Genomic DNA, 11826 nt, shown 5'->3' with positions numbered 1-11826 from the left:
TAGATGGGGAAAATTCGCAAACTCGATGACCAACTCTCAAACTTAATTGCGGCAGGGGAAGTAGTTGAACGCCCTGCCTCAGTTGTAAAAGAACTTGTCGAAAATTCCATCGATGCGAATAGTACATCTATTGAAATCCACTTAGAGGAAGCTGGATTATCTAAAATTCGCATTATCGATAATGGAGATGGCATTGCTGAAGAAGACTGCATTGTTGCTTTTGAACGGCATGCTACAAGCAAAATTAAAGATGAAAATGATTTATTCCGAATTCGAACGCTTGGCTTTCGCGGAGAAGCGCTGCCAAGTATTGCATCTGTCAGTGAATTAGAGCTCATTACGAGCACGGGGGATGCACCGGGTACGCACCTTGTCATTAAAGGTGGCTACATTATCAAACAAGAAAAAACAGCGAGCCGTAAAGGAACAGATATTACGGTTCAAAATTTGTTTTTCAATACACCAGCACGTTTGAAATATATGAAGACGATTCATACAGAGCTTGGAAATATTACAGATATTGTGTACCGCATTGCACTGTCACACCCAGAAGTATCACTTCGTTTGTTTCATAATGAGAAAAAATTGCTCCATACATCAGGAAATGGTGATGTAAGACAAGTACTTGCAGCGATTTATAGCATTCAAGTTGCGAAAAAGCTGATCCCAATTGAAGTGGAATCGTTAGACTTTACGATTCGTGGTTATGTGACGTTGCCTGAAGTAACGCGTGCATCTCGTAACTATATGTCAACGATTGTAAATGGCCGTTACGTTCGAAACTATGTATTAATGAAAGCTGTGCAGCAAGGTTATCATACATTACTTCCTGTTGGACGTTACCCAATTGGTTTCTTATCGATTGATATGGATCCGATGTTAGTCGATGTGAACGTTCATCCAGCAAAGCTAGAGGTTCGTTTTAGTAAAGAACAGGAGCTACTGCAGCTCATTGAAAAAACATTGCAGGATGCATTTAAAAAAATAAAGCTTATTCCGGATGCCGGGATCACAACGAAGAAAAAAGAAAAAGATGAGAGCGTGCAAGAGCAGTTTCAGTTCGAGCATGCAAAACTGAAAGAACCACCGATGCCAAATATCATCTTACCGACTGGAATGGATGAGAAACAAGAGGAACAGCCGAAGCAACAACCACCTCTGTGGAGTCAACCAAAACAGGAATGGGAGTCGCCGCAGTCTCTTATAAAAGAAGAAAACAGTTGGCAGCCATCTAAGCCAATAATTGAAGAACCTGTCCGGGAAGAGAATGAGTGGGAAAGCAGCGAGGAAGATTTTGAATTAGAGGAATTAGAAGAAATGCAAGAAATTGAGATGAACGGGAACGATTTACCGCCGCTTTATCCAATTGGGCAAATGCATGGGACGTACATTTTCGCTCAAAATGACAAAGGACTATACATGATTGACCAGCATGCGGCACAGGAGCGTATCAACTATGAATACTTCCGTGACAAAGTAGGACAGGTAGCACCAGAAGTTCAGGAATTACTTGTACCGTACCGAATTGATCTATCACTCAATGAATTTTTACGAGTAGAAGAGCAATTAGAAGAACTAAAAAAAGTAGGATTATTCTTAGAGCAATTCGGTCATCAATCATTCATTGTCCGCTCTCATCCAACATGGTTTCCAAAAGGACAAGAAACGGAAATCATTGATGACATGATGCAACAAGTAGTGAAGTTGAAAAAAGTCGATATTAAAAAACTGCGCGAAGAAGCAGCTATTATGATGAGCTGTAAAGCATCGATCAAAGCCAATCAATATTTAACGAACGATCAAATCTTTGCTTTACTAGAAGAACTCCGGACAACAACAAATCCGTATACATGTCCGCATGGTAGACCAATTGTTGTACATCATTCGACTTATGAACTGGAGAAGATGTTTAAGCGGGTGATGTAGGTGTTTTGTCCAAAGGGAAAAAAGTCCGCTACTGAGCATTTTAAAGGATTGAAAACTCCTCGTACTGTTGAAAATTAGTATATAAAATGAAAAGTATTGTGAAATTAATGCTTTTTTGCTTTATTATGTTAAGAAAATAAAAAGTGAATAGAAAAGGAGCAATAGTAATAATTTACTTCTTTTTAGCTTTGTGAATTTTTTATTTAATTGGTTCGTTACAATTTATTGTTTTTATGAAGAAGAAAATCTCACCCGTTGGATTGATAAATAAACGATAGTTTTGGTATTGGGAAAAATTATTAATTCGACGGGTGTTTTTCTATGCAAAAATTCAGGAGAAATATGATGAATAATGTAACGGACTATAGTCTACAAGGAGGCATCCAACCCTTTGTAATTTAAAAATTATAGCGAATATAATATATGTACAAGCCCTCTATATCAGACTATGAAAGAGAAGTAGATTTAAAAGAATTTTAGTTGAATTTTCTACAAAAAAACCGCACATCTCTTTTGGATGTACGGTTTTTCTGTACCTGAGGGATTGATTTGGACATTGGTAATCAATTTATCCCGCATTAACGGGCAGTAAAACCCCCACCTCAAGATTCAGAGAGAAACAAAGAAGATAGGTGGGGGATAACTGCCCGTAAAAGCCCGATTGGTGAGGGCTGATTATCAGTGTGGGATGAAGAAAACCCCACTGATAAAAGTTTCACTTTATGCAATATCATTTTGATTTATAGATTGTTTTAGCTGTTGTATTTCATTTCGAAGCTTGTTGTTTTCATTTAACAATTTTTGATTTGAATCTGTTTGAGAAGTGTACTTTCCTCCTTTTTGATGATGATTTCCTTTATGCATACCTTTCATGCAAAAGAACATCATGAGAGGGCATAGTAAGACAAGAAGAAGGTTTAACCATTGCATATTATTCAACCTCCATTTAATAAATAGTGTTTATGCCGTGTTAATTACAGGATAAGTTTCCTGTGATTTAAATCTAAACTTTTTTAGTTATATCATATTTTAACAATTGTCGTTGGTCATAAAACTTCTCATAAATAATGCCCATTACATAGAAAAATAATAGACCAAAACAAATGTGAATGAGTGTAAATTTAATTCCAAATGAAGTAAATTCATATATAATAACTGGTAATTTTGCGGTTGTCCAAACTCCTAGAAAAAATACAATGTATCGTATACTTGCTCCTTTTTTTAATAAAAGTGCCGCGATTGGAAAAGCGACGTAGAGGGGACCAGCTGCAATTCCTCCTAATAATAGGGAGAATAAGATGCCATAGATGCCAGATTTTTCCCCCATATATTTAATTAATGTTTCTTTCTTCACCCACTGGTCAAGCAACCCTACGAATATTAAGACAGGTGGAAGTAGAAATAGCATATCTAAAATGCTGTTTCCTGTTAATTGAAATGCCCTCCATCCCACCGATTGATTTATAAAAGTAAATATAATGAGCCCAAATAATAAAATGAAAAAGAAACGATATTTTCTTAATTCATTCATACCATCACCACCCAAATAATATACGAAAATATGAGAGACATTAACAATGCAGATGCATTACGAGAATAAGCAAAACTTCGCCCAAATATCTTTTGTTCCATAGGTAAAGTTGTGATTCCTACTGACATTAATGTAGACATTAATGCAGCTACTTGAGGAAGACCCGCACCATTTTGGACTAATGTATCTCCAAGAGGAAATACAACAAAGCTTGGAATTAGTGCAACAGAGCCAATTATTGTCGAATAAACAATACCTATTAATCCAGATTTTTCTCCAATGATTGAAGAGATTAAGGATGGCGTTAATATAGATAGTGATAGTCCAACGAAAAGCATAATTGATAACATGTCAGGTATAATATTACGAAACATTTCCCATGACTTTAATAGAGCATCTTTTGTTTTATTTCGATCTTTTATAAGAGAAATACTGGTAAGAATAATAGCTATAGTGTAAAGGATAGCACCATTAATCATGATTAGACCCCTTCCATTTTTTGTATTTATTTAAGAAAAATGATAAATTCTTAATTTTTTCTTCAATATCTATTTGAAAATCTTCTAATTTTCTTTTTCCAACTGTAGTAATTTTGTACATTTTTATCGGCTTATCTTGATCAGATGTATCCAAATAAGACTCAACAGCACCTTCTTTCTCTAATTTTTTTAGTGTGCGATATATGATGGCACTGTCAATTGGATTGATGGGAAGCTCTTCTTCACATTTCTGCAGAAGTTTCCCTCCATAGCTATCTCCCTCTGTTAAAAACAGCAAAAGAAATGCACCTGTATGTCTCCCTGTATGTTTCATAAAATATCTAACCTCCTGAATTAAATGTAAAAAATATTTTTTGTCATCATAACATTAAAATTATTACTGTTAATAACATTATACTGTCATTAACAGTAATATGTTACTGACAGTGTAAATTTAATATAGTATCATGTCAATTCTAAAAGTAAACAACATGTTTTTTTATCTTTCTGATAACATGAATTCAATTGCAAATACTACCGAAGAATTGACAAAGTCAACAGAAATGAATGCGATGTCATCTATAGATGGGGTAGCGTCAGGAAAATGCAGATTTACAACGTTAAGAGTTTTCCATTATTAAAAAGCCCGATTTTTCTCAACAATGTTTAGAGAAATCGGGCTTTGCTTATTTCACTATTGTTATCCGTTTGCGGAATGCTAATTAGTCATATTCATTTGTTCGAGTAATCAAGTCTGTAAAATAGATTTGTGTAAACATACCAGCGATGTGAGTAGTACAAACTGGACCTGTGTTAAGCTAAATGCCGATGATGCGGGTCACACCTTTCCGGTCGAACCCAGAACCTCCAAATAGTGCCGATTGTACATAATGCCTAGAATGTTTCCAAAGGGATCAACCACGGAGGCAGTAATGAACCCCTGACCACGCTCTGTGGGTGCTTCGTACTCTTTCGCTCCCATAGACAGCAGCTTCTCGAAAGTTGCTGTCACATCGTCGACGTGCCAATACACGACAGCACCGCCCGGGCGGCTGTTCGCCGAACCATCGGGCGCGTAGCGGCTATCGATCAGGCCCAGCTCGTGCTGGTAATCGCCGAGACGAAACTCGGCATATCCTGGGCGTTCAAAGTATGGGGCGATGCCCAACAGCTTGGCATACCACTTCTTTGCCGCCGCTAGATCAGCCGCCCAAAAACTGACGGTAGTGAGTCCTCGTAATGTCTGTGTGTCGCTCATAATCGATTCCTCCTCAAGGTAATTTCCGATTTGCTGTTCCTATAGCTATTTCTACATTTTGGCTGCTATTTCCCGCAAAGGTTAAACTGAAGTATTCTGCCCGTTAGCTGAACAAGTAGCCCATCTTTATTCCACTAAAGGGCCATATTCTTGAGGAAATAGGAAGAGTAAGAATTCTAATTAAAGATTGTTAGTTAAGTGTTACACTTAACTAACTTTACTAAAGGAGCCCTGTGTCATTGTAGGTGACTGGAACAGTAATAAGATATTTGATCATATCAAAAGGGTTGGAACACACTCAGAGGTTGTTGAACTTCTTAAAAGTGTAGGCATTATGAGTGCTTACCATTATTATTTTAATGAAGAACACGGGCAAGAATCCATACCGACCCATTATTTTAGAAAAGAAAAGGCTAGACCTTTTCATATTGATTTTTTGTTTGCTTCTGAGATAATCCTTAAACGGTTAAGCTTTTTTGAGATATGTTCCTTTGAAAAATGGATCAAGTTCAGTGATCACATCCCAATAAGTACGGTATTTGATAAGTGAATCATAATTTTCTAGCAGCTTTTTTCTTATTTTTATTTTCTTAATGCTTTTAGAATTGCTTCTATTATTCTTTGCTTACTTTTTGTAATCGGGTGATTAAAAGCGGTAGAGCGTTTTTTTGCCAAAACTCTACACTAATACGCCCACTTGACATACCCCCATGGGCGTATTTTTCTACCCAAAAAGCGGATTCCGTCTTCAACGGGTGATTTGTGAGTTCCTGAAAAAACTGTTCAAAATGGTGGATAAAACACGTTTTCGAGCAAGGTAATGGAATTGTGGTGAAAACCTGTTGAAGTTCATCCCATAAATAAGGATCACCTCTAAGTCCCCATACTTCAGGCTTTTGCTCAAAAATCTTGGATACCGACGGTTTCATAATACTGCCTCCAAACTTTTTTGCTACAATTATACCCTTTCTATAAGACTTCGCAATGATTCCTAACTCACCCCGTCCTCATTGACGAAGCAGAAACATGGGGGAATACATATTCCGATTGGTGGAACAATTAAAATTTTTTTCGATACCTTATTGAGCTAAAGGGCGCTTTAATGGAATAACACAAGTAGAAAATGATCAATCTTTTTTCAACAGCAGGCCCTTATTCTTTTGTTAAATTAGCTTTTATCAGCTTATTTTAATTAAACTTTTTTTAAAACCAACACTATTCACATTACAGGATCATATCGGCTAAAATGGTAGACAACATATTTGATATTGGGGACGAATAAGAGGGGGAGCACACACATTTTAACGTTTTTATACGTTAAGAGATTCTCAAAACCCAATAGCACAATTTCAATTGAGATTTTTATAATAGACATGCCCATGAGTTTTGATCAATTTTTTCAAAATGGATTCTTTTGTTTTGGCGCAATATGAGAGTTTAAGAAGGATGTTTGATCTAACTTTATTTCAACGCTTAACTAGTATCGGTATGTTCAAGCTTTATAGATTTCTTGCACCAGAACTTGTAGCAATCAGTCAATCTGGAAAGCCCACCTATTAAAATAGTTTGTGTTTGTGTTTAGGATGAAATACAATAGTTTATGCTTGTGTTCAAAATAAAAAAAGGAGTATATTAAAAACTAATGGAGAAAAAAATTCAACAAGAGAAAGATACCTCAAAACCCATTTTTTATGATCCTAAAGGAAGAAGAAAACTAGCTTTTAGTTGGTTTCTATGTATCTCAATAGTTACCATGATTATTGTATTCTATTTTTTCTTTCGAAGTATTTTTTCAACACCAGAAATTCCAAATATGAACTCTGCTGTAAAGCAAGATACTAAACTTGTACCCATTAATCAAAAACTCAGCAACCAGCAGTTAAAGAAGGAAGAATTCAAATCTCCTAATACCGAAATATACGGCGGTAAAAATTTGGAAAATTCAAGTAATAATAGTGAACAACCTAAAGAAGTTTATGGTTTTTATGTAAACTGGGATGAAAATAGTACTGCTTCTTTAAAAGAAAATATTGATTCATTAACCATGTTAGTACCAGAATGGTATCACTTAAAAGCAAACTTAACAATTAGTAGTGAGATTAAACCTGAGATTGTACAGTTAGCAAAAAAAATCATGTAAAAATTATGCCTTTGCTTACTAACTATACTCAAGAAGCTTCTGGTCCTGATAGTAAACTTATTCATAAGTTACTGAATGCTCCAGATAATGTACAGACAAAGTTTATTAATGATTTAGTAAAGCGAATTGAAGAGAATCAATTTGCAGGTATTAATATTGACTTTGAGTCAATACCTAAAGGCGATAGAGATAAATTAACAAATTTCATGAAAGAACTTACTACGGTCTTTCACAAACATCATTTGCTCGTAACGCAAGATGTACCTGCTAATGATAAAGCCTTTGATTATGGTGCATTAGCCAAAGTAATAGATCGTATGATTGTAATGATGTATGATGAGTACTATGGAGCAGGGACACCAGGACCAATTGCTTCAAATAAATGGTTTGAACATACGCTCAATCATTTAAATATTCCCTCTGAGAAACTTATAGTTGCTTTCGGTAACTATGGATATGATTGGGAAGTAAATAGCAAAAAACCTGCGAAGTCTTTAACTTTCTCAGAAGTTATGACAATGGCTCATGATTCAAATATAAAAATTCAATGGGATAAGATCAGTGGAAATCCTTATTTTCGATATAAAAAAGGAGCGAAAGAACATACTGCTTGGTTCTTAGATGGTGTTACTCTTTATAATCAAGTAAAAATCGCAATGAACAACAATGCAAAGGGATTTGCATTATGGAGACTAGGAGCAGAAGATCCTACTGTATGGAAAGCTTTAAAAGATCCTATAGAGGTACAAAATAATTCTGACACATTACATAAAATCGCTAGTTTAGATGAAGTGAAATATTCTGGACAAGGCGAAATTTTACAGATTGAGAATGTAAAGAAAAATGGATTCAGAGATTTTAAAGTAAGCAAAGAAGGTTATCTTACAGATGAAGTGTATCAATCACTACCATCTTCATATCAAGTGAAACGCTATGGAAAACCGAAAGGAAAACAAGTAGTACTAACATTTGATGATGGGCCAGATCCTAAATACACACCGGAAATCCTAGATATATTAAAAGAGTATAAAATAAAAGCAGCCTTTTTTGTACTTGGTGAAAACGCCCAACTAAATCCTAGTATTGTTAAAAGAATATACGATGAAGGCCATGAAATTGGCAATCATACCTTCAAACATCCTAACGTAGCTGATACGTCTTTACTACGAACAAAAGTAGAACTGAATACAACTCAGCGCCTGATTCAGGAAATAACTGGACATTCTACGGTTTTATTTAGGTCGCCATATGAAGCGGATGCTGATCCGAATTCACGAAATGAAATATTACCTATTTTGCGTGCGCAAAATATGAACTATACAATGGTGGCAGAAAAAGTTGATCCTGAAGACTGGGCGACGCCATCAACAAATGAATTAGTAAAGCGTGCTGTTAATCCCATTTATAAGGGTGAGGGAAATGTTATTCTTCTCCATGATGCAGGAGGGAATCGTACCCATACGGTAGAGGCGCTGCCAATTATTATTAAAGACCTTAAAAAGCATGGATATAGTTTTGTGACAATTTCAGATTTAATGGATAAAGAACGAGATGAAGTCATGCCTCCCGTTTCTTCTGAGGATAAGCAATATTTACTTTACAATAAAGCTGTTTTTTCAGGAGCGGGATATTCTAAACATATATTAACAACTATTTTTTATATTGCTATTGGATTAGGTATTTTCCGATTCCTATTTTTAATTTATTTTGCATTCAAGCAAAAAAGGAAAACAAGATCTCGTTTGTTTACTAATTCGTCTTATCAACCTTTCGTTAGTGTTGTGATAGCAGCATATAATGAAGAGAAGGTTATAACCAAGACGATTCGCTCAATTTTGGATAGTGATTATAGAGAGTTTGAAGTTATTGTTGTTGATGACGGATCGAAAGATGGTACGTCAAAAGTAATTCAAGAAGCATTCCATAAACATCCTAAAGTTTGTTTAATTCAGAAAGAAAATGGTGGGAAATCATCCGCAATGAATTTAGGATTTCAAAAATCACGAGGAGAAATCATTGTCACTTTAGATGCGGATACTATTATTGCGCAAGATGCTATTTCTCTAATGATTAGACACTTTGAAGATCATAATGTAGCAGCAGTTTCAGGCAATGTCAAAGTGGGAAATAGACGAAATTTGTTAACTACTTGGCAACATGTTGAATACATTACAGGATTTAATTTAGAACGCAGAGCTTTTGATGAGTTGAATTGTATCACGGTAGTTCCTGGAGCTATTGGAGCATGGCGTAAAAAGAATGTAGTTGAATCTGGATATTTAAGCGAAGATACACTTGCAGAAGATACGGATCTTACTATAACATTTTTACGTCAAGGGCATCGAATTGTATATGAAGAAAAAGCATATGCTTATACGGAGTCGCCTGAAGATGTGAAAAGTCTCATTAAACAGCGATATCGTTGGTCGTATGGTACACTCCAATGTCTTTGGAAACATCGAAAGGCACTGTTTAATCCCAAGCATAAAACATTAGGGTTTGTTGCATTACCTAACATGTGGTTATTCCAATATGTTCTGCAATTCATTGCGCCTTTAGCAGATATATTAATGATTATAGGTATATTTGGTAGTAATCCTCTAAAAGTTTTGGGATTTTATCTTGTGTTCTTTGTAATGGATCTTCTCGCTTCTCTTTTTGCGTTTAAATTAGAGAAGGAGAATCCTAAACCATTAGCTTGGTTAATTTTACAACGCGTTATTTATCGTCAAATTATGACTTATGTTGTAATTAAATCTGTATTTTCATCTATTCGAGGAGTAGCGGTAGGATGGAATAAACTGAAGAGAATGGGAAGTGTTGAGCATTCCTCTGAACATAATGAGGCATCATAAGAGAGCAGACTATCTGCTCTCTTTTTGCTAAAAGAAAGAATACAATTTACTCAACATACTTTGCTGATAACATTTTCTATAATCGAGTTTATAAAGTATATTGTTAAAATTCGTTGTAGCTTTAAAATAAAGTTTGATTAAAATCCTGTATTAATTTAAACAGGATTTTTCTTTTTATGTTCTTGTCGATGTTGTAAAACACCAGTATGTTACTCCACTAAAGGGTCAGATTGTTGGATAACATTTTCAAATGCTTGCATTAGATTAGTATAGGTTCTGATTTAAGAAAGGCTCTAGAATAAATTTAAACTATATTTAAACTATCCATAAATAAGATTTAAAAAAAGGGTTATAAAATGTTAAGTAATTATAGAAAAGGAGAACAGTATATCTGATATAACTACTTATTACAGAAAGAAGTGAAAATAGTGAGAACGTGGAAAAATTTTAGATTTTGGATTTTTATTAGAAATATTTTATTGATTGTTACGGCAATATGTTTTATCTGGATAATATTTAATCAGATTATGATTGCATATGAACGAAATAAATATCCTCCGTTAGGTCAATTAGTTGAAGTGAATGGTGAGAATATGCATGTATATACAAAGGGTGAAGGTGAAAACACTATTGTCTTATTAAGTGGTGCGGGTACCTCAGCGCCTGCATTGGATTATGAACCTTTAATGAATGAAATGGCAAAGAATAATAGAATAGTAGTGATAGAGACATTTGGATATGGCTGGAGTGATATCACAAATAAGGAACGAACAGTTGAAAACATTGTAGAGGAAATAAGAGACGCACTTAAAAAAGCCAATATAGAAGGGCCATACATATTAATGCCTCATTCCGTTTCTGGCATTTACAGCATGTATTATGCCAATAAATACCCTGATGAAATTAAAGCGATCATAGGTATTGATTGCACTTTGCCGCAAGTAGTGGAGTATTTTAACGAATCTGCTCCAACCATGCCCCGGTATTTGAGCGTTGTAGCCCCGACTGGAATTGCAAGGCTGGCAGTAAGTATGAATCCAGAGAAGTACCTTCCCATTACGGATAAAGGAGCTTATTCTGATGATAATTTAAAGATGACTAAGAGCATTTCTGCCTGGAATCTAGGTAACAAAAATATAGTTGCTGAAGTAAATGAAATGAAACATAATATCGATAAAACAATTGATATGTCATTTCCTTCAGAGATTCCTGTCATGATATTTACTGACAAAGATGACAAAGTGACGGAAGATGGGAAAACAATTGTATCTTTTTATCAAACGCAAATAAGCCATTTACCTTTTAATAAGCTCGTTGTATTAGAAGGACATCACTATCTACATTGGTCTTGTTATAAGGAAATAAGCGAAACCGTTAATGATTTTATAGATACATTTTAACAGTACTCCAACAGAAGTCCCCTTCCTCAAGCACGTGCAGGGCATAGCCCAGGTGGTAGGGAGGGGTCATTCACTAAATCTTGCTTCTTTTGAAAGAATACTATCTTTTGATAAATTTGAATTACAAATGCATTTCTCATCCCCTTATACAAACGCTTTTAATCTCTTTACAAGAGAGCATCATCCTAATATTGGTTAAATTCCTTTTGATGATTTGCAATAATACCGAAAACGTCA

General features: G+C 35.1%; 8 protein-coding genes and 2 pseudogenes. 4 read left to right on the top strand and 6 right to left on the bottom strand.

The genetic code is table 11. The features are described 5' to 3' along the window. Window positions 1-3: 3 nt before the first annotated feature. Window positions 4-1926: a DNA mismatch repair endonuclease MutL gene (gene mutL / locus QRE67_RS17360; protein WP_286121473.1), complete on the top strand. Its 1923-nt coding sequence runs from the start codon at window positions 4-6 to the stop codon at window positions 1924-1926. Window positions 1927-2646: 720 nt separating this feature from the next. Here the strand turns inward: mutL and QRE67_RS17355 are convergent. The 5 genes from QRE67_RS17355 to QRE67_RS17335 all read right to left on the bottom strand — a co-directional run bounded on the left by QRE67_RS17355 (window position 2647) and on the right by QRE67_RS17335 (window position 5194). After that, a complete protein-coding gene (locus QRE67_RS17355) occupies window positions 2647-2856 on the bottom strand; it encodes a DUF2933 domain-containing protein (protein ID WP_353507043.1) in 210 nt (69 codons plus the stop codon). 73 nt (window positions 2857-2929) lie between these two features. Beyond that, window positions 2930-3457 carry a permease gene (locus QRE67_RS17350; protein WP_286121472.1) on the bottom strand — a complete coding sequence of 176 codons (528 nt, stop codon included), beginning with the start codon at window positions 3455-3457 and terminating at the stop codon, window positions 2930-2932. After that, on the bottom strand, window positions 3454-3936 hold the full coding sequence (locus tag QRE67_RS17345; RefSeq protein WP_286121471.1) for a hypothetical protein: 483 nt from the start codon (window positions 3934-3936) through the stop codon (window positions 3454-3456). Before QRE67_RS17345 ends, QRE67_RS17350 begins: the two co-directional genes overlap by 4 nt. After that, window positions 3929-4270, bottom strand: coding sequence for a PadR family transcriptional regulator (locus QRE67_RS17340; RefSeq protein WP_286121470.1), 342 nt, complete (start codon window positions 4268-4270; stop codon window positions 3929-3931). The genes QRE67_RS17345 and QRE67_RS17340 overlap by 8 nt, the downstream gene beginning before the upstream one ends. Window positions 4271-4774: 504 nt before the next feature. Beyond that, the gene (locus QRE67_RS17335; protein ID WP_286121468.1) at window positions 4775-5194 is read right to left on the bottom strand and encodes a VOC family protein; all 420 of its coding nucleotides are present in this window, start codon (window positions 5192-5194) and stop codon (window positions 4775-4777) included. A 214-nt stretch (window positions 5195-5408) separates the two neighbouring features. Between QRE67_RS17335 and QRE67_RS17330 the strand changes: the two are divergent. Beyond that, a pseudogene (locus QRE67_RS17330) lies at window positions 5409-5744 on the top strand (endonuclease/exonuclease/phosphatase family protein); the annotation flags it as partial. 64 nt (window positions 5745-5808) lie between these two features. Here the strand turns inward: QRE67_RS17330 and QRE67_RS17325 are convergent. Further along, window positions 5809-6123: a hypothetical protein gene (locus QRE67_RS17325; protein WP_286121467.1), complete on the bottom strand. Its 315-nt coding sequence runs from the start codon at window positions 6121-6123 to the stop codon at window positions 5809-5811. A gap of 713 nt (window positions 6124-6836) precedes the next feature. Here QRE67_RS17325 and QRE67_RS17320 point away from each other — a divergent pair. Beyond that, window positions 6837-10189, top strand: a pseudogene (locus tag QRE67_RS17320) (trifunctional glycoside hydrolase family 18/polysaccharide deacetylase/glycosyltransferase family 2 protein). Between the two features lie 527 nt (window positions 10190-10716). Further along, on the top strand, window positions 10717-11589 hold the full coding sequence (locus QRE67_RS17315) for an alpha/beta fold hydrolase (protein WP_483298713.1): 873 nt from the start codon (window positions 10717-10719) through the stop codon (window positions 11587-11589). Window positions 11590-11826: the final 237 nt, after the last annotated feature.

It is taken from the genome of Bacillus sp. DX3.1, assembly GCF_030292155.1.
Classification (GTDB): Bacteria; Bacillota; Bacilli; order Bacillales; family Bacillaceae_G; genus Bacillus_A.
Note: the sequence above shows the minus strand (reverse complement) of the source record. Positions and strands in the feature narration are given on the sequence as shown.